Source organism: Streptomyces sp. NPDC048825, from assembly GCF_043198355.1.
In the GTDB taxonomy this organism is placed as follows: Bacteria; Actinomycetota; Actinomycetes; order Streptomycetales; family Streptomycetaceae; genus Streptomyces; species Streptomyces xiangluensis.
Genome location: NZ_JBICUR010000003.1, coordinates 142,561 through 161,296, shown reverse-complemented (window position 1 = coordinate 161,296; position 18,736 = coordinate 142,561). Strand labels below are relative to the sequence as shown.

At 69.1% G+C, this 18,736-nt stretch carries 16 protein-coding genes; 8 read left to right on the top strand and 8 right to left on the bottom strand.

What is annotated here, in order from left to right; all coding sequences use genetic code 11:
* The first annotated feature begins 65 nt into the window (after nucleotides 1–65).
* Entirely contained in the window at nucleotides 66–566 is a 501-nt protein-coding gene (locus ACGFNK_RS09360; RefSeq protein WP_393413518.1) for a DUF6542 domain-containing protein, read from the top strand.
* Between the two features lie 142 nt (nucleotides 567–708).
* Here ACGFNK_RS09360 and ppgK read toward each other — a convergent pair whose 3' ends face one another.
* Nucleotides 709–1,455: a polyphosphate--glucose phosphotransferase gene (gene ppgK / locus ACGFNK_RS09355; protein ID WP_386342360.1), complete on the bottom strand. Its 747-nt coding sequence runs from the start codon at nucleotides 1,453–1,455 to the stop codon at nucleotides 709–711.
* A gap of 29 nt (nucleotides 1,456–1,484) precedes the next feature.
* Complete coding sequence (locus tag ACGFNK_RS09350) at nucleotides 1,485–2,504, bottom strand: 4-hydroxy-3-methylbut-2-enyl diphosphate reductase (RefSeq protein ID WP_393413515.1); 1,020 nt, start codon at nucleotides 2,502–2,504, stop codon at nucleotides 1,485–1,487.
* A 346-nt stretch (nucleotides 2,505–2,850) separates the two neighbouring features.
* Between ACGFNK_RS09350 and xseA the strand changes: the two genes are divergently transcribed.
* Together xseA and ACGFNK_RS09340 are read left to right on the top strand one after the other, a co-directional pair.
* On the top strand, nucleotides 2,851–4,059 hold the full coding sequence (gene xseA, locus ACGFNK_RS09345; RefSeq protein WP_393413513.1) for an exodeoxyribonuclease VII large subunit: 1,209 nt from the start codon (nucleotides 2,851–2,853) through the stop codon (nucleotides 4,057–4,059).
* 10 nt (nucleotides 4,060–4,069) lie between these two features.
* Entirely contained in the window at nucleotides 4,070–4,327 is a 258-nt protein-coding gene (locus ACGFNK_RS09340) for an exodeoxyribonuclease VII small subunit (RefSeq protein ID WP_386342363.1), read from the top strand.
* A 28-nt stretch (nucleotides 4,328–4,355) separates the two neighbouring features.
* Here ACGFNK_RS09340 and ACGFNK_RS09335 read toward each other — a convergent pair whose 3' ends face one another.
* Nucleotides 4,356–4,874, bottom strand: a complete 519-nt coding sequence (locus ACGFNK_RS09335; protein ID WP_393413511.1) for a DUF4245 domain-containing protein — start codon at nucleotides 4,872–4,874, stop codon at nucleotides 4,356–4,358.
* A 125-nt stretch (nucleotides 4,875–4,999) separates the two neighbouring features.
* On the opposite strand from ACGFNK_RS09335, the gene glpX reads away from it, so the two are divergent.
* Nucleotides 5,000–6,031, top strand: a complete 1,032-nt coding sequence (glpX, locus tag ACGFNK_RS09330) for a class II fructose-bisphosphatase (protein ID WP_386342365.1) — start codon at nucleotides 5,000–5,002, stop codon at nucleotides 6,029–6,031.
* 80 nt (nucleotides 6,032–6,111) lie between these two features.
* On the opposite strand, the gene ACGFNK_RS09325 is transcribed toward glpX, so the two are convergent.
* Nucleotides 6,112–6,492 carry a WhiB family transcriptional regulator gene (locus tag ACGFNK_RS09325; protein ID WP_388685685.1) on the bottom strand — a complete coding sequence of 127 codons (381 nt, stop codon included), beginning with the start codon at nucleotides 6,490–6,492 and terminating at the stop codon, nucleotides 6,112–6,114.
* Nucleotides 6,493–6,666: 174 nt separating this feature from the next.
* Nucleotides 6,667–7,383 (bottom strand): DUF1707 domain-containing protein, encoded by a 717-nt coding sequence (locus tag ACGFNK_RS09320; RefSeq protein ID WP_393413508.1) that lies wholly within the window; start codon nucleotides 7,381–7,383, stop codon nucleotides 6,667–6,669.
* Nucleotides 7,384–7,584: 201 nt separating this feature from the next.
* On the opposite strand from ACGFNK_RS09320, the gene ACGFNK_RS09315 reads away from it, so the two are divergent.
* From ACGFNK_RS09315 to ACGFNK_RS09300, 4 genes are all read left to right on the top strand, one after another.
* Nucleotides 7,585–9,252 (top strand): fumarate hydratase, encoded by a 1,668-nt coding sequence (locus ACGFNK_RS09315; protein WP_393413506.1) that lies wholly within the window; start codon nucleotides 7,585–7,587, stop codon nucleotides 9,250–9,252.
* A 633-nt stretch (nucleotides 9,253–9,885) separates the two neighbouring features.
* On the top strand, nucleotides 9,886–11,271 hold the full coding sequence (locus ACGFNK_RS09310; RefSeq protein ID WP_393413504.1) for a class II fumarate hydratase: 1,386 nt from the start codon (nucleotides 9,886–9,888) through the stop codon (nucleotides 11,269–11,271).
* 73 nt (nucleotides 11,272–11,344) lie between these two features.
* Nucleotides 11,345–12,037: a DUF402 domain-containing protein gene (locus ACGFNK_RS09305; RefSeq protein ID WP_393413502.1), complete on the top strand. Its 693-nt coding sequence runs from the start codon at nucleotides 11,345–11,347 to the stop codon at nucleotides 12,035–12,037.
* Between the two features lie 314 nt (nucleotides 12,038–12,351).
* Complete coding sequence (locus tag ACGFNK_RS09300) at nucleotides 12,352–14,475, top strand: SpoIIE family protein phosphatase (protein ID WP_393413500.1); 2,124 nt, start codon at nucleotides 12,352–12,354, stop codon at nucleotides 14,473–14,475.
* A 186-nt stretch (nucleotides 14,476–14,661) separates the two neighbouring features.
* Here the strand turns inward: ACGFNK_RS09300 and ACGFNK_RS09295 are convergent, their stop codons facing one another.
* Genes ACGFNK_RS09295 through ACGFNK_RS09285 form a run of 3 tightly spaced genes read right to left on the bottom strand, consistent with a single transcriptional unit; the run spans nucleotide 14,662 to nucleotide 18,129 of the window.
* On the bottom strand, nucleotides 14,662–15,429 hold the full coding sequence (locus ACGFNK_RS09295; protein ID WP_393413498.1) for a hypothetical protein: 768 nt from the start codon (nucleotides 15,427–15,429) through the stop codon (nucleotides 14,662–14,664).
* The gene (locus ACGFNK_RS09290; RefSeq protein ID WP_393413496.1) at nucleotides 15,426–15,902 is read right to left on the bottom strand and encodes a hypothetical protein; all 477 of its coding nucleotides are present in this window, start codon (nucleotides 15,900–15,902) and stop codon (nucleotides 15,426–15,428) included. The genes ACGFNK_RS09295 and ACGFNK_RS09290 overlap by 4 nt, the downstream gene beginning before the upstream one ends.
* 10 nt (nucleotides 15,903–15,912) lie before the next feature.
* Nucleotides 15,913–18,129 (bottom strand): glycoside hydrolase domain-containing protein, encoded by a 2,217-nt coding sequence (locus tag ACGFNK_RS09285; RefSeq protein WP_393413494.1) that lies wholly within the window; start codon nucleotides 18,127–18,129, stop codon nucleotides 15,913–15,915.
* Nucleotides 18,130–18,736: the final 607 nt, after the last annotated feature.

Here is an 18,736-nt window from a genome sequence, read left to right as displayed (position 1 = left end):
TGCGGGGGAACGGGGCCCGTACGCCCCAGCAGGGCCGGCCCGGCGCTCCCCGGAGCCCGCTGCCCGTGTCCCCGCTGGTACTGGCCGTACGCAGGATGCCGAACCCTCGGCTCACCGGACTCGGCAGCGGCCTGTTCTGCGTCGCGACGATGTTCGCGCTCGCCCTTCTCGACCGGCTGCTGTTCGGGTCGTCCCTCGTCGTCTACGGGGTGTTGTTCCTGCCGGTCTGCGCGCTCACCGCGATCTGGGTGCGCCGGGCCGACCTGGTCACCGCGCCGGTCGCCGTGCCCATCGCGTTCGCCTTCGGGCTGCTGCCCATCGCCGACAGCGACGGAGGGTTCTGGGACGGGGTGATGGGGCTGTTCACCGCCCTGGCGATGCACGCGGGCTGGCTGTACGGCGGCACGCTGATCGCCGGTCTCATCGTGACCGTCCGCAAGGTTCGCCTCATGAGCCGGCGGGCTGCACAGCGCCGGGCGGCAGCCCAGTCCCCTCGGCCTCCGGCCCAGAAGAGGCGCCCGGCCCAGGCCAGGGCGCAGGCTCAGCCGAGACGCCGCACGGTCTGAGAAGCCATCCGCTCCGGAGTCCGGGGCCCGACGGCCCGTCTCCTGCAAAACAGCCCGGTCCGCCCGCCGCCTCGTACGAGCCACTCCAGAGTCGTACGAGACGGACCTCCACCGTCGTAGGAGACGCAGAGGCTCCCGGCCGCTACCCCGCCTTCGCCGCCCGCATGGCCGCCCCCACGATCCCCGCGTTGTTCTGCAGCTGCGCCGGAACGATCTCCGCCTTGATGCCCTCGATCAGCGGCAGGAACTTGTGCGACTTGCGGCTGACGCCGCCCCCGACGATGAAGAGCTCGGGCGAGAAGAGCATCTCCACATGGGCGAGATACTTCTGGACGCGCCGGGCCCAGTGGTCCCAGGTCAGCTCGTGGTCGTCCTTGGCCTTGGTCGAGGCGTGCTTCTCGGCGTCGTGGCCGTGCAGTTCGAGGTGGCCCAGCTCAGTGTTCGGCACGAGGACGCCGTCGATGAAGAGCGCGCTGCCTATGCCCGTACCGAAGGTGAGGACGATGACCGTGCCCTGACGGTCACGGCCCGCGCCGAACCGCATCTCGGCCACGCCCGCCGCGTCCGCGTCGTTCAGGATCGTCACCGGGAGTCCGCCGAGCCGCTCGCTGAGCAGCACGCGCGCGTCGACGTCCACCCAGCCCTTGTCCACATTGGCGGCCGTACGGATGGTGGCGCCGCCGGTGACCACACCCGGGAACGTGACCCCGACCGGGCCCGTCCAGCCGAAGTGGCCGACGACCTCCTTCACACCGTCGGCCACCGCGTCGGGGGTCGAGGGGTGCGGGGTGAGCACCTTGTGGCGCTCGGCCGCGAGGTCGCCCCGGTCAAGGTCCACGGGAGCGCCCTTGATCCCGGATCCACCGATGTCCACGCCGAAGATCTGCATGGGCCCACGTTACGACGTACGACTGACAGTCACTTCTCGGCCGTACCTTCCGGCTGCTTTTCGGCCGTGCGCTCCGCCACCAGTTCCGCCGCCTCCGCGCGCAGGTCGCGGCGCAGCTCCTTGGGCAGCGAGAAGGTGATGGACTCCTCGGCGGCCTTGACGAGTTCGACGTCCTCGAAGCCGCGCATGGAGAGGAACTCCAGAACCTGCTCGACCAGTACCTCCGGCACGGACGCGCCCGAGGTGACACCGACCGTCGTGACGCCCTCCAGCCAGGCCTCGTCGATCTCGTCCGCGAAGTCCACGAGGTACGCCTCACGCGCGCCCGCGAGCTTGGCGACCTCCACCAGTCGCTTGGAGTTGGAGGAGTTGCGCGAGCCGACCACGATGACCAGGTCGGAATCGGCGCCCATCTGCTTCACGGCGAGCTGACGGTTCTGCGTGGCGTAGCAGATGTCGTCGCTGGGCGGGGCGATGAGCTGCGGGAACTTCTCCTTGAGGGCGTCGACCGTCTCCATGGTCTCGTCGACGGACAGGGTGGTCTGGGAGAGCCAGACGACCTTGGACGGGTCGCGGACCTCGACGTTCACGACGTCCTCGGGGCCGTCGACGAGCGTGATGTGGTCGGGCGCCTCACCGGACGTACCGATGACTTCCTCGTGGCCCTCGTGACCGATCAGGAGGATGTCGAAGTCCTCCTGGGCGAACCGGACGGCTTCCTTGTGCACCTTGGTGACCAGCGGGCAGGTCGCGTCGATGGTGGCGAGCTTGCCCTGAGCGGCCTCGTCGTGGACGACGGGCGCGACGCCGTGCGCCGAGAACATGACGATCGACCCCTCGGGGACCTCCGCCGTCTGCTCGACGAAAATCGCACCTTTCTTTTCCAGGGTCTGCACGACGTACTTGTTGTGCACGATCTCGTGGCGGACATAGATCGGGGCCCCGTACTGCTCCAGGGCCTTCTCGACGGCGATCACGGCGCGGTCCACACCCGCGCAGTAGCCCCGGGGGGCGGCAAGCAGGACACGGCGGCCAGTCGAAGCAGTCATGCCAACCATCGTAAGGGCGCGCCCGGCGGGCCGAAGATCGCCGCTGTGGACGGACGGGGCGCACCGATGGTCGTCGTCCCCACCCGCGCGACCGGTCCCACCCCCGGGGCCCGAACGCGTACCCCCATGGACCCGCGGCCGCCCACGGCGGGAAGGGGACGGGGCGGGGGTGTCCGCCCGCAGCGGCCGGCGCGCCAACACGGGCAACCTCTACCAGCCGACCGCTCGCGCGCCGGTCCGAGGACGGACACCCCCGTCGCGGCCCCGACCCCCAACGAACCGCAGGCGCCCCGCTCAACCGCCGGAGGCACCCGCATTGTCGGACCCGGCCGTTACTCTCGGGCGCATGGCTCTGAACACGTCCGCGGACGCCCCGCTGCCCGTCGGTGAGGTGTCGCGGCTCATCGGGGGGTGGATCGACCGGCTCGGTGCCGTGTGGGTCGAGGGGCAGATCACCCAGTTGTCGCGGCGGCCGGGCGCGGGCGTCGTCTTCATGACCTTGCGCGATCCGTCGTACGACATTTCCGTGAGCGTCACCTGCTATCGGCAGGTGTTCGACGCGGTGGCCGACGTGGTGAGCGAGGGCGCGCGCGTGGTGATCCACGCGAAGCCGGAGTGGTACGCGCCCAGGGGGCAGCTCTCCCTCCGGGCCGCCGAGATCAAGCCGGTGGGTGTGGGTGAACTGCTCGCCCGCCTGGAGCAGTTGAAGAAGGCCCTGGCGAGCGAGGGCCTGTTCGCGCCCGAGCGCAAGAAGGCGCTGCCCTTCCTCCCGCAGCTCATCGGCCTCGTCTGCGGGCGGGCCTCCGCCGCCGAGCGGGACGTGCTGGAGAACGCACGGCACCGCTGGCCCGCCGTCCGCTTCGAGGTGCGCAACGTCGCCGTGCAGGGCGTGCACGCGGTGCCCCAGGTCATCCAGGCCGTGAAGGAGCTGGACGCGCTCGACGACGTGGACGTGATCATCGTGGCGCGCGGCGGCGGCAGCGTGGAGGACCTGCTCCCGTTCTCGGACGAGCAGCTGGTACGGGCCGTCGTGTCCTGCCGTACGCCCGTGGTCTCGGCGATCGGGCACGAGCCGGACAACCCGCTGCTCGACTATGCGGCCGACCTGCGCGCGTCCACGCCCACCGACGCGGCCAAGAAGGTCGTGCCGGACGTCGGCGAGGAGTACGAGCGGGTGCGGTTCCTTCAGGACCGGGCTCGGCGCAGCGTCCTGTCCTTCATCGAGCGGGAGGAGCGCGGGCTTGCGCACGCGCTGGCCCGGCCCTCGATAGAGGATCCGCACCGCATGATCGACGAGCGCGAGGACCAGGTTTCCGCACTGCTGGACCGCGCCCGGCGCTGCCTCGGGCACCTCCTCGACCGTGCCGATTCGGAGCTGTCGCACACGCACGCGCGCGTGGTGGGCCTCTCCCCCGCCGCGACCCTCCGGCGCGGCTATGCGGTCCTGCAGAAGGCCGACGGCCACGTGGTCCGCGCCCCGGACGAGGTGACGGCCGAGGAGCCGCTGCGGGCGCGGGTCGCCGAGGGTGAGTTCACAGTCCGAGTGGATGCATAGGGTGGGGCGCATGACCAGCAAAGTGGACGAGGCGCTCGGGTACGAGCAGGCGCGGGACGAGCTGATCGAGGTCGTACGCCGCCTGGAGGCGGGCGGCACGACGCTCGAGGAGTCCCTGGCCCTCTGGGAGCGCGGCGAGGAACTCGCCAAGGTGTGCCGCCGCTGGCTGGACGGGGCGCGCAAGCGGCTGGACGCGGCACTGGCCGAGGAGGAGGCGGAGTCGTCGGCCGCCGATGCGGCCGAGGAACCGGGCGACGACTCCGAGTAACCCCTCGGGAGATCTTCGACCCAACCCCTCAGGACATCTTCAGCGCCTCGGCCAGCTTCGTCAGCTGCCCGAACGACGCCGTGCCCGTCACCACCGTCGTGGAGCCCTTCTCCCGCAGGACGAGCGCGTCGTACTTCTGGCCCTCGTACCGCGTCCAGGTCCGCTCGCCGATGCGCTCGGTGACGTCCGTCTCCTCGGCGCCCTGGCCGGCCTCCTCGATGAACGTCGAGGGCTTCTGAGTGGACTGCTCGACCGCCACGTACTCACCGTCGGGATCGTGGAAGCCGAGGTGCCAGGCGTCGAAGTTGTCGCCCTCGAACCGCACCGACGTCGCCTTCCACTCCTTGGACAGGCCCTCGGGGGCCGCCACGGGATAGGTGGCCGCGCGGCGTGCCGTGAGGAGCTCCACGCGATAGTCCACCCGCTTGACCGGAGGCTCGGACTCGTCATGGGGAATGAAGACGTAGATGACTCCCGCGACGATTCCGATCAGGCCCAGGGAGAGCACCATGTCCCGGACCGACTGCTTGCCTTTCATACCTGCCACGCCCTTCATCGTCGCAGGTGTACTGGTCTGCTCATCCGTGGGGGCCCCTGCTCATTTTGTCGGACTGAGGATAGAGTCAGCCACACCCTCATCCGGCCGTCGTCGTATCAGAAAGGTGCGCTCCGATGACCGAGCATCACTTGCCTTCCGAACTCGAGGTCCCGTCCGAGGCCCCCGACCGCAACCTCGCCCTGGAACTCGTCCGGGTCACCGAAGCCGCCGCGATGGCCGCAGGCCGCTGGGTCGGCCGCGGTGACAAGAACGGCGCCGACGGAGCCGCCGTACGCGCCATGCGCACCCTCGTCTCCACCGTCTCGATGAACGGCGTCGTCGTCATCGGGGAGGGCGAGAAGGACGAGGCCCCGATGCTGTTCAACGGGGAGCGCGTCGGTGACGGGACCGGCCCCGAGTGCGATATCGCCGTCGACCCGATCGACGGCACCACGCTGACCGCGAAAGGCATGACGAACGCGATCGCCGTGCTGGCCGCCGCCGACCGCGGCACCATGTTCGACCCGTCCGCCGTCTTCTACATGGACAAGCTGGTCACCGGCCCCGAGGCCGCCGACTTCGTCGACATCAACTCCCCGGTGTCCGTGAACATCCGCCGGGTCGCCAAGGCCAAGCGGTCCACACCCGAAGACGTCACCGTCGTCATCCTCGACCGGCCACGGCACGAGGGCATCATCAAGGAGATCCGGGAGACCGGCGCACGCATCAAGCTGATCTCCGACGGCGATGTCGCGGGCTCGATCCTCGCCCTGCGCGAGGGCACCGGCATCGATCTGCTGCTGGGCATCGGCGGTACGCCGGAGGGCATCATCTCGGCGTGCGCGGTCAAGTGCCTGGGCGGCACCATCCAGGGGAAGCTATGGCCCAAGGACGACGAGGAGAGGCAGCGGGCCGTCGACGCGGGCCACGATCTCGACCGCGTCCTGTTCACCGACGACCTGGTCTCAGGCGAGAACGTCTTCTTCGTCGCGACCGGCATCACCGACGGCGAGCTGCTGCGCGGCGTGCGCTACCGCGCCGAGACGGCGACGACCGACTCGATCGTCATGCGCTCCAAGTCCGGCACCGTCCGCCAGATCAGCTCCGAACACCGGCTGAGCAAGCTGCGCGCTTACAGCACGATCGACTTCGACCGGGCGAAGTAGAAGTCGTACGTACGTGAAGGTCGTACGTACGTCAATGGGGCGCCCCCTTGTGCGGAGGGGCGCCCCATTGACGTGCCGGACTATCCGGCCGCCGCTATCTGTCCCGCCGTGGAGCGAGTCGCCTTCTTGAGTTCGAGGTCGCGGCGGCGGCGTCGGGCCAGGACCACGCGGCGCTCGGCGGCGGTGAGGCCGCCCCATACTCCGTACGGCTCGGGTTGCAGCAGTGCGTGTTCGCGGCACTGGACCATCACCGGGCAGCGTGCGCAGACCCGCTTCGCCGCGTCCTCGCGGGACAGCCGGGCCGCCGTGGGCTCTTTTGAGGGTGCGAAGAACAGCCCGGCCTCGTCGCGGCGGCACACGGCCTCCGTATGCCACGGGGCGTCCTGGTCCCTCTCACGCACCGGAACCCCCTGGGGCGGAACGGCAGCGACCTGCAGGGACTGATGCGGCGGATGCAGCACGGTCTACTCCTGACGACGGCTTCGGGAGCGAGCGACGATGCGACAAGGCCTACCCGCTGTGCGCGCGCCTATGCACTGAGTTCCGAAGCACGGGAGTTCTTCGCAGGTCCGAGCGGATCAGATCGCTCCGCTTGCCGCCGAAGCGCCGCCGAGTTGCCCTCGAATTCGCGACCGTCAATGACCCAGGTGTTTGCGCAACTTGTCGTTCACCCGGTCACCGAGCCGGTCCAGAAGGTCCTCAATCACCTTGCCGCGCTTGGGTTTTGCCTCAATGCTTCCCAATAGGGCAAATCCGTCCACATAAACCACGGGTGCGTCCTGCTCGCCCGAATCCAGCGTGCGCACTTCGAAACTGCCGAGAACACCGCCGCCGTTTCCCCGCAGTGAGACGTTCTCCGGGACGCGGATCTCCACGCTGCCGAAGACCGAGAAGGCCTTGATGACGACCTGCCGGTGCTCGAAGATCGCCTCGCTGAGGTCTATCTCGACGCTGCCGAAAATGGCGTACGCATGTGTGCGACGGCCTATCCGCCAACGACCCCTGCGGGTCGCGGAGCTGAGCACCGCCACCACGTTCTCGTCGGCCACCGGGGGTACCTCGCCCGGAGTGGGGTGGGTGGGCGGCGGCTGGTAGGCGCGCGTCGCTCGCGTCCGGTGCTCGCCGGGGAGGTCGCGGACGAGCGGTTCGAGTTCGCCGACGGTCTTGGCGCGGAAGACCTCCTCGACCCGCTCGGCGTGCTCCTCCGCGGTGAGACGCCCCTCGCCGAGGGCGTCGCGCAGTATGTCGGCGGTGCGGTCGCGGTCGGCGTCGGAGGCGCGCAAATCGGTCGGTGCCGGGGGCTGCCGCTCGGGCGTTCCCGCGTTGCCTGCGGGGCTCTTTTGAAGGTCCACGACAGCAGCGTACCCAAACGCGATAGATCGCGACTACCCCTTGAGACGGCCTGTGGAAAACCGTCTGGAAAACCACCGAAGGTCAGTCCGGCACTCCAACTGAGCCTTACCTCACAAGCCCCGCCCTTCGACCGCGTCCTACGCTGGTGGGCGCTGCCAACGGAGGCCAGCCGCTGCCTTTACTAGTGAGGAATGGGCGACATGCCTGAGTTCGTCTACACCGATCTGCTCCCCCAGGGAGAGGACACCACCCCATACCGGCTGGTGACCTCGGAAGGTGTCTCCACCTTCGAGGCCGACGGGCGCACATTCCTCAAGGTCGAGCCTCAGGCGCTGCGCAAGCTCGCCGAAGAGGCGATCCATGACATTCAGCACTACCTGCGTCCGGCGCACCTCGCACAGCTGCGCCGCATCATCGACGACCCGGAGGCGTCGTCGAACGACAAGTTCGTGGCGCTGGACCTCCTGAAGAACGCGAACATCGCCGCCGCGGGCGTTCTGCCCATGTGCCAGGACACCGGTACGGCGATCGTGATGGGCAAGCGCGGACAGAACGTCCTCACCGAAGGTGAGGACGAGAAGGCGCTGTCCCGAGGCATCTACGACGCGTACACCAAGCTGAACCTGCGCTACTCGCAGATGGCCCCGCTCACCATGTGGGAGGAGAAGAACACCGGCTCCAACCTCCCCGCCCAGATCGAGCTGTACGCGACGGACGGCGGCGCCTACAAGTTCCTGTTCATGGCGAAGGGCGGCGGAAGCGCCAACAAGTCGTTCCTCTACCAGGAGACGAAGGCCGTCCTGAACGAGGCCTCCATGATGAAGTTCCTGGAGGAGAAGATCCGTTCGCTGGGTACGGCCGCTTGTCCCCCGTACCACCTCGCCATAGTCGTCGGCGGAACGAGCGCCGAGTACGCCCTGAAGACCGCGAAGTACGCCTCCGCGCACTACCTGGACGAGATCCCGGCGGAGGGCTCGCCGCTCGGCCATGGCTTCCGGGACAAGGAGCTGGAGCAGAAGGTCTTCGAGCTGACGCAGCGGATCGGGATCGGGGCGCAGTTCGGTGGCAAGTACTTCTGCCATGACGTACGCGTGGTCCGCCTCCCCCGGCACGGTGCGTCCTGTCCGGTGGCGATCGCCGTCTCCTGTTCGGCCGACCGTCAGGCCACCGCGAAGATCACGGCGGAGGGCGTCTTCCTGGAGCAGCTGGAGACGGACCCGGCGCGCTTCCTGCCTGAGACGACGGACGAGCACCTCTCCGAAGAGGGCAACGTCGTCAAGATCGACCTCAATCGGCCGATGGACGAGATCCTCGCGGAACTCACCAAGTACCCGGTGAAGACCCGGCTCTCGCTCACCGGTCCGCTCGTCGTGGCGCGCGACATCGCGCACGCCAAGATCAAGGAGCGGCTGGATGCGGGTGAGGAGATGCCGCAGTACCTGAAGGATCACCCCGTGTACTACGCGGGCCCGGCGAAGACCCCGGAGGGGTACGCGTCCGGGTCGTTCGGTCCGACGACCGCCGGCCGGATGGATTCCTATGTGGAGCAGTTCCAGGCGGCGGGCGGGTCCAAGGTGATGCTGGCGAAGGGGAACCGTTCGCAGCAGGTCACCGATGCGTGCGGGACCCACGGCGGCTTCTATCTCGGCTCGATCGGCGGGCCTGCGGCCCGGCTCGCCCAGGACTGCATCAAGAAGGTCGAGGTCGTCGAGTACGAGGAGCTCGGCATGGAGGCGGTCTGGAAGATCGAGGTCGAGGACTTCCCGGCGTTCATCGTGGTCGACGACAAGGGCAACGACTTCTTCAAGGACCCGGCACCCGCGCCGACGTTCACGACGATCCCGGTGCGGGGGCCGGGGCTGGGCTAGGCGTTTCTCGCCCCCGCCGCCCCTACCCGTCCCATCCCGGGGCCAGGCCCCGGACCCCGCCAGGGGGCGCTACCCCCTGGCCCCTTCGGGGCTGCGCCCCGGACTCCTTCCAGGGCTGCGCCCCCAGACCCACTCGCGGCTGCGCCCCCGACCCCGCTTCAGGTCTGCGCCCCCAGACCCACTCGGGGCTGCGCCCCCGACCCCGCTTCAGGTCTGCGCCCCCAGACCCACTCGGGGCTGCGCCCCGGACCCCGCCAGGGGGCAGCGCCCCCTGGCCTCTTTCGGGCTCCGCCACGGACCCCGTTTCGGGGGCCCAGCCCCCGGACGCCCGCTCCTCAAACTCTCCCCAGCAACCGCTGGGAGGTGCCCCGAAGAGGCTGTTTTCGCCCGGGCTGGGGCTGAATTCCGCCGCCCGGGCGAACCCTTGCAGCCCAACCCAGCCCAACCCAGCCCAACCCAGCCCAGCCCCGCACCAACCAGCCCGTCCGGCGCTTGAGGACGAGGCCGTTCAGGCCGACGGGGGTCTGGGACGCAGCCCCAGCGGGGTCCAGGGGCGGAGCACCTGGCGGGGCCGAAGGGGCGGAGCCGCAGGGGACGGGAATGGGCAGGGGCGGCGGGGGCGCTATACGCCGCATGACCGACTACCGCATCGAGCACGACTCCATGGGCGAAGTCCGCGTCCCCGCGGACGCCAAGTGGCGGGCCCAAACCCAGCGCGCAGTGGAGAACTTCCCCATCTCCGGCCAGCACATCGAGCGCGCGCACATCGAAGCCCTCGCCCGGATCAAGGCCGCCGCCGCCAAGGTGAACGCCGAGCTGGGCGTGCTCGACAAGGACGTCGCGGAGGCCGTCCAGGACGCGGCCGGCGAGGTCGCGGACGGCAAGTGGGACGAGCACTTCCCCGTGGACGTCTTCCAGACAGGGTCCGGCACCTCCTCCAACATGAACACCAACGAGGTCGTCGCCACCCTCGCAAGCGAACGGCTCGGCAGGGACGTACACCCCAATGACCATGTGAACGCCTCGCAGTCGTCGAACGACGTCTTCCCCTCCTCCATCCACATCGCCGCCACCGCCGCCGTCACCCGCGACCTCGTCCCCGCCCTGGAGCACCTGGCCGCTTCACTGGAGCGGAAGGCCGAGGAGTTCGCCGACGTCGTGAAGTCGGGGCGTACGCATCTGATGGACGCGACGCCCGTGACGCTGGGCCAGGAGTTCGGGGGGTACGCGGCCCAGGTTCGGTACGGGATCGAGCGGCTCAGCGCCTCGCTGCCGCGGCTGGCCGAACTGCCGCTGGGCGGAACTGCCGTGGGCACGGGCATCAACACCCCGCCCGGGTTCTCCGCCGCCGTGATCGCCGAGGTGGCGCGGACGACGGGACTGCCGCTCACCGAGGCGCGCAACCACTTCGAGGCGCAGGGCGCGCGGGACGGGATCGTCGAGACGAGCGGACAGTTGCGGACGATCGCGGTCGGGCTGACCAAGATCGCGAATGATCTGCGCTGGATGGCCTCGGGCCCCCGGACCGGACTCGCCGAGATCAGCCTCCCCGACCTCCAGCCCGGCTCGTCGATCATGCCGGGCAAGGTGAATCCGGTCATTCCCGAGGCCGTTCTCATGGTCGCCGCGCAGGTGACCGGAAACGACGCCACCGTCGCCGCGGCGGGCGCGGCCGGGAACTTCGAGCTCAATGTGATGCTTCCGGTCATCGCGAAGAACGTCCTGGAGTCCGTACGCCTCCTTGCGAACGTCTCCCGGCTGCTCGCCGACCGGACTGTGGACGGGATCACCGCCAACCGCGAACGGGCCCGCGAGTACGCCGAGTCGTCGCCGTCCGTGGTGACGCCGCTCAACAAGTACATCGGCTACGAGGAGGCCGCGAAGGTGGCCAAAAAGTCGCTGGCCGAACGCAAGACGATCCGCCAGGTCGTCCTGGAGTCCGGGTACGTCGACCGCGGCGATCTCACGCTGGAGCAGCTGGACGAGGCCCTGGATGTCCTGGGGATGACGCGCCCGTAACGTCCTGACGCGCGCCGCGCGAACCGTGACGCGCACCGCAGCGTCGTATGTCCTGGGCACCTAAAATCTGGCCATGACAGAGGGCGGAGCGGTGGCAGACGTGCAGGCGGGCGGAACGGCGGCGTTCTGGGCGCCCGGGAGTCAGATCCTGTGGCGGTACCGGGAGAACGGCGGCGCGCGCGTCCATATCTGCCGTCCCGTGACCGTCGTACGGGACGATGCCGAGCTGCTCGGCGTATGGATGGCCCCCGGCACCGAGTGCGTGAAGCCGGTGCTCGCCGATGGCACACCCCTGCATGCGGAGCCGCTGGAGTCGCGCTACACCAGGCCGCGGACCGTACAGCGCGACCGCTGGTTCGGCACGGGCGTGCTGAAGCTGGCGCGGCCCGGTGAGGCCTGGTCGGTGTGGCTGTTCTGGGAGCCGGGCTGGAAGTTCAAGAACTGGTACGTCAACTTGGAAGAACCGCTGGTCAGATGGGCGGGTGGGGTCGACTCCGAGGACCACTTCCTGGACATCAGCGTGTATCCGGACCGGACTTGGGGCTGGCGCGACGAGGACGAGTTCGCGCAGGCTCAGCGGGACGGTCTGATGGATCTTCAACTGGCTCAAGATGTACGGGAGGCCGGGCGGTCCGCGGTGGAGGTGATCCGCGCCTGGGGCCCGCCGTTCTCGGACGGCTGGCAGCACTGGCGCCCGGATCCGGCCTGGTCCGTGCCGTCGTTGCCGGACGACTGGGACCGTACGCCCACCCACGTGTCCACATGAGACCCTTGTTGCGCCCCCGTGGTACAACCGTAGGATCGTCCTCCGCAAGGGCTGCAGAGCAGCAACAACTCGCGCGGCATGCGCTGGGCTTGACCATACGTCACCGAGGGGCGGCAGGACGTGAGCGAGGGGTACGAGGGGTACGGTCGTACGGCTGGGAAACGGCTGGACGGGCTGTCCCTGTCGGCGTCGCCGGCCGGGCCCGGCCCTGAGAGGCCGTCCGAGCACGCGGGAATTCCGTTCCTGGGACACGTAATCCGGGTATCGGCATTCCTGCGGGACGAACCGCACGCATGGCACGCAGCCCCGGACGGATGGATTCGACACGCGTGACGGAGCACCCCAACTCCCACGAGGGCCACCAGCCAGGAGCTGCCGGGCCCAACGCCCCCGCGGACCCCCGCGGGGCGCTGCTGCGTACCCCGGATCCGTCGGCCCAGGGCTCCAGCTCCACGGCTTTACCGCCACAGAGCGGCCCGCTGGGCTCCCCCGCTCCCGCCGAAGCCCGTCGTGCCGCCACCGGCACGCCCGCGGGCAGCCACGGCACGCCCGCTCCCTCCGACGGCCACGGCCCGGCCGGGACGCCCGCGCCCGCGGGTCCCGAGCACTCCCAGCCGTCGGCCGCCGAACCCGATCCGCACCGGCCGCGCCCGGTGCCGGGCTCCATTCCGGCGCAGTCGGAGGCGCCGGCCGTGCCGGACCGCCGTAAGGGGCAGGGCCCGGCGCCCGGTACGCCCATGCCCATGCGGCGTGACGGCGACCGGCTGCGTTTCGTGGGGGCCGCGACGAGGCGGATCGCCCGCGGCATAGACCTCGACGAGATCGTGATGGGCCTGTGCCGGGCCACCGTGCCGACCTACTCGGACGCGATCCTCGTCTATCTGCGCGATCCGCTGCCGGTCGGCGACGAGCGGCCCACCGGGCCCGTCGTACTGCGGCTGCGGCGTACGGACCGGATCCCGGAGGACCGGGACACCGAGGGCTTCCTGCTGCCCGCGCTCCAGAGCGAGCCCGACCTCGGGGCGACCTCCGAGCTGTGCGAGGTGCGGCCCGGCGGCGCACTCGCCGAGGTGCTGCGGGGCGTACGGCCCGTCTTCGCGGACGCGCCCGCGGCACGCGCCGCGCTGCCCGAGCTGATCGGCGAGGAGCTGACCATTCCGGGCGGCCAGCGCGCCATCCTCGCCCCGCTGCGCGGTCGCAGACGCGTGATCGGGGCCGCGCTCTTCCTGCGCCGCCCCGACCGGCCGGCCTTCGAGGCCGACGATCTGCTCGTCGCGGCCCAGCTCGCCACGCACAGCGCGCTCGGCATCGACAAGGCGGTGCTGTACGGCCGCGAGGCGTACATCGCCGACGAGTTGCAGCGCACGATGCTGCCCGAGACGCTGCCGCGTCCGACGGGTGTGCGGCTCGCCTCGCGCTACCTGCCGGCGGCCGAGACGGCACGGGTCGGCGGCGACTGGTACGACGCGATTCCGCTGCCCGGCAGCCGGGTCGCCCTCGTCGTCGGTGACGTGATGGGCCACTCCATGACCTCGGCGGCCATCATGGGCCAGCTGCGCACGACCGCACAGACCCTGGCCGGGCTCGATCTGCCGCCGCAGGAGGTGCTGCACCACCTCGACGAGCAGGCCCAGCGGCTGGGCACGGATCGCATGGCGACCTGTCTGTACGCCGTCTACGACCCGGTCGCGCACCGGATCACCATCGCCAACGCCGGCCATCCTCCGCCGGTCCTGCTGCACCTGGGCGGCCGGGCCGAGGTGCTGCGGGTGCCGCCGGGTGCCCCCATCGGCGTGGGAGGTGTGGACTTCGAGGCGGTCGAGCTGGACGCGCCCGCCGGGGCCACACTGCTGCTCTACACCGACGGTCTTGTGGAGTCCCGGCTGCGTGATGTGTGGACCGGGATAGAGCAGCTGCGGGAAAAGCTCGCCGCCACCGCCCAGTTGACCGGTGCGGACCACTCGCCGCCGCTCGAGGCGCTGTGCGACGAGGTGCTCGACATGCTCGGCCCGGGCGACCGGGACGACGACATCGCGCTGCTCGCCGCCCGCTTCGACGGCATCGCGCCCAGCGATGTCGCGGTCTGGCATCTGGACCCCGAGGAGACGGCGCCGGGCAAAGCCAGGCGCCTCGCCCGGCGTGCACTGTCCCGCTGGGACATGGAGGACATGAGCGACTCCGTGGAGCTGCTCGTCAGCGAGGTCGTCACCAACGCCGTGCGCTATGCCTCACGGCCGGTCTCGCTGCGCCTGCTGCGCACGGACGTACTCCGCTGCGAGGTCGGCGACGACGTGCCCCAGCTGCCGCGACTGCGCCAGGCGCGGGCCACGGACGAGGGCGGGCGCGGGCTGTACCTGGTGAACAGACTGGCCAGGCGATGGGGCGCGACGCGGCTCAGTACGGGCAAGGTGGTCTGGTTCGAGCTGAACCGGGGGTGACTGCCCCGCCGCGATCTGTACGAGTTGATCGAGCGCGGCGACCACCCGTCCTGAAAGGTGCGAGTGACACTCATACCGCGGTCCGGCCGCCGCAGCGGGGGGTGACGGGACCGTCCGTCCAACGCGCGAGTGCCCGGGGCCGCCGCTCGGCACCGGGCACTCGGACGGCAGACCGACCGCCGTTTCCTACGCCGCCTCGCGCTGACGCTCCGCGAGCGCCCCGGCCGCCTTGCGGCGGCTGCCGGAGAACACGTCCACCGGAGCACCGGCCCCGGCCGCGGGGTCATCGCTCCAGCCGCGGATCTTGGCCGCCACCTTGGCCAGGCGTTTGTCGCCGGGCTTGACGTCGATGTAGAACAGCGCCTCATCGGCTTTCCTGTCGTCCCCGCCCCAGCGGACGACACCGTCCAGTTCGGCGAGGACATCGCGGATCACCAGCAACTGCTGGGGATAGAAGCCGCCGCGCGCCCCACTCGGGTAGTGGCCCGGCCGGATCTGCACGGCCGTGCCGGACGCCTGGTTCGACTCCGCCAGTCCCTTGCGGACTGTTGCCGGGGAGCGCCATCCGACGACATCGCCCGCGCGCAGTGCGTCGATCTCGTAGTGAAAACGGCGCACGAAATGCACGAGGACGGTCTCGACCTCGCCCATGCGTACCGCGATGCCGGCCAGGGGCGTGCCAGGGACGGGACGGGTGTAGATGGAACCGCCGCCGTCGGCGACCCGCTCCATCTCCCAGCCGTTGCCTGACGGCTTGCCTGTCAGCACACGTCTGTTGCGTTCCTGCGCTCTGCGCACGGCCTCGCGCACCTCCGCCGGGGTCGGGTCCTGCGCGGCTGCGTACGCAGGGGAGGCGAGGAACTGGGAGGCGGGGAGGGAGGCGGCGATCGCGGCACCCGTGATCGCCGCCGCACGGCCCAGGAGGCCACGTCGTGTGATGTGGGAGGGGTTCAACTGGAAGTCTCTTTCCTGAAGTCGGCTCTTGCGCGGAGCTCCGTCGCGAAGCCCGCCGAGATTCCGAGCACGGCGGCGAGCAGGGCCAGAGCCACCACGCCGGGATTGACATAGTCCGGGACGGCCGCGGCGTATGTGCCGGCGCCCTTGACGTGACAGTCCAACTGCAGCGGGACGTAGGAAACGGAGTAGCCGTCGATGCTGGCCGCCTGTGCCGACGGCACCGCGTCCTTGCATGCCTGGTCCGTCATCGTCTCGTCGCGTATGAGGTGGACAGCGCCCCAGACGTACAGGGCCGCCGCGGCGCAGCCGGCGAGTGCGGCGCAGCCGCGGAGCAGGACAGCCGGGCCCGAACGTCTCACACCGTGCCGGGCCAGCGTGGTGCAGCCGTACACGGCGAGAGCACCCGCTACGGCCAGCCCGAGGAGGACGATCACCAGTACGGCCAGGACGTTCGGCTGGCTGTCGCTCACAGGGCCTCACTCAAAGGTTTCGGACGATTCCGTTGTACTTCTCGAAGACCTGGTAGAGGCCCATGCGCTTGGTCGCATGCTCCTCCGCCTCGTTTCCCCATCCCTGATAACGACGCAAAATCTGGAATATCTCCGACTCTTTGTAGTCGAGGCTCATGAACCGCAGGGGTTTCTCGCCATCGGGAGGGTTGTTGCCGCCCGGCTTGCCGTCAGCGCCCCACAGGTGGATCAGCGACACGGTGCGCAGGGCGTAGGCGTTGTCCTTGTTGACCTTCTGCCACATCGTCCAGATGTCGGCGTCCTTGGCCGGGTCGAGCTTCGTTCCCGTCAGATAGCCCCAGTCGATGCAGTGGTTCCAGGCACGGATTCCGACGTCACCACTGATCTGCGCGATGCCCGTGGAGGAGTCCTTCACCGCACCGACGCCGTTGAGGTGGTACGAGGCGACCTGGTGGTCCACCGTCTGGTCGACGAGGTCGTAGTGGCGCATCTCCCAGTACGCCGACGTCTGGATCAGCGCCTTGCGCATGTTGAACCGGTTCGACTGCGCGGTGATGACGTCGTCGTTGGCGAGGATCGTATCGAAGCACTCTGCGTGGGTGAAGACGCGGTTGCCGCCGTCGTTCGGGAAGCCGATCGACTGCATGTACTTACCGACGTCCGTGCGCAGGGAGGCCAGGTAGTCGCCGTTGAACCGGACGTCCGCCATGGCTGTGCGCGGCTTGTTGAACGAGTTCTGTCCGATGTCGCGGCCGGAGGCGATGTTGACGTCGATCTCGATCCGTCCGTCGCCGGAGCCGATCCACTTGGTGACGATCTGGTCGTAGGCCCAGTCCTTGGGCAGCGGGTAGCCGAAGTTGCCCGAGAAGCCGGAGGACATGTCGGAGACGAACGAGGCACCGGAGTGGCCGGCCTCGCCGACCCGCGTGCAGACGTTGCGCGGTCCGTACACGCCGATCGCGAACCGGATGCCATCCTCTTGGAGGGCATCCTGGATGCCCTTGAAGTGGGGCAGGACGTTGCTGGTGACGTCCGCGTCCAGGGCGTCGAAGTCGACGGCGAAGAATATGCGAGTGCCCGGCTTGAATCCGTGGTCCAGGGCGGCGTTGACTGCGGCCTGGCCCGCCGCCCGCCCGGCGGCGTAATTGAAGCCGGAGGCATCACGACCGTACGTCTGGTAGATCGGGAAGCAACGCAGGCCGTTGTCGGCGATGGTCTGCAGCTCCCCCGGCTGGATCTCCTTCTCCGGCAGGCTGGTCGTACTCGGGTTGGTGAGGTAGCGCCCGACGTACTTGACGCCCTCCGCCTTCAGGGCGGCGGCCCGGGCCGGCGTGATCTTGGTGACGCCGTCGCAGGCCTCGCCCTTGCGGGACTGGTCGCCGTACGAGACGAGGAGGGAGGCCCAGGTCGGGAAGTCACCCTTGCCGCTGACGGTGAGCCGCGCGAACAACTGGAAGTCCTCCACCGCCGTCTGCGTGGCCGTGGTGAAGCCTCCGAAAGACACCGGTCGCCTGTTGAGGATCATGGCGGCGGAGAACAGCAGGGCCCAAGTGCCGGTTTCCCCGACCGTCACCGTGTGGCTCTTCAGCCCGCTCTGGGTCCCTGGCCCGAATACGCCGTTCGCGGTGCCGTCGGCCATGCCGAGCTCGTACTGGATGGCGTAGAGCATGGACTTGGACACGTCGCGGGAGTTGTGACCGTCACACGGGATGATGAAGAAGTCACTGCGCTTCACGTACCGGCCGTTCAGCCACCGCTGGACGCTGCGGATCGCGTCGGAGCCGGAGTCGACGGTGACATAGGCGTCCATGTTCAGCAGGCCCTTGAACACCTTGGGTTCGAGGCTGCCGCCCGGGAAGGCGCCTTCGAGGCCCATGTCGGCCTTCAGCTTGGAGATCCCGGCTTCGACGCGGGAGCTGTACTTCCCATCGATGTCGCCGCCGTCGTAGCCCTTGCAGTACATCGCCGACTGGATGATGCGGCAGAAGTCCGCGGACGGCACGGTCGACGCGTTCAGCTTGGGGTGCTTCGAGGTGAGCGTGGAGAGCGTGGTGGGTCCGAAGCTGTTGGAGAGCGACGAGATACCGAGTTCGTACTGGAGAGCGCGGGTGAGGGCGTACATGGTGTTCCAACCCGTCTGACCGTTCTCCGCCACGGTCATGCCGATGCGGCTTCCGTAGACTTGGTTCACGAACTGCTGGGCCCGTCTGACCATCTCATCGGCCACAGAAATCTTCCCCCTTTTTTTGCAGGTGAAATTCACCCACCAGTGCCGTTGCGGAATTACCGAGGAAAGGCACCAGCGGGCTAAGAACGCGCAAATATGCAACCACCGCAACTCGGTGGAGTCGAGAAAAAATAAACCCGATCGAGAGGGGTCGTCAAGCTTTTTCCTGTGGAGGCAAAGGCTGCACCACAAAGAGGATTTCACTCCACAATGTCCAGAATCGAGAATTATCGCACGGGACAGGTCCCCGACCGAGGGCTTCACTGTTCGACTAGGCCGCGAGCCTTTCACATGGCTGGTGGGCAATATCCAGCCACGTCGATCACACACTCGTTTACGCCGCCCCCTTTCTGATCGCTGGCGCCACACAGGATTCGGTGCTCTTTGCGCCTTGCCTGTTCGACCGTCCCATTCCAGCCATGCTGAGTTCGCGCTCTTGCCTGCAATCTTGTGTTGTGCCTATGGTGACGCCGCATTCCGGTGGCCTCGACCCGGCCGCCGCAGAAGTGCGCCGTCAACCGCAGGTGGATGACGTCGTCATGGGGGGCTCTACATCGTCATGCCGCGATATCGGCATCCCGCGCAAGGTGAATTGACCTCGTTGCGT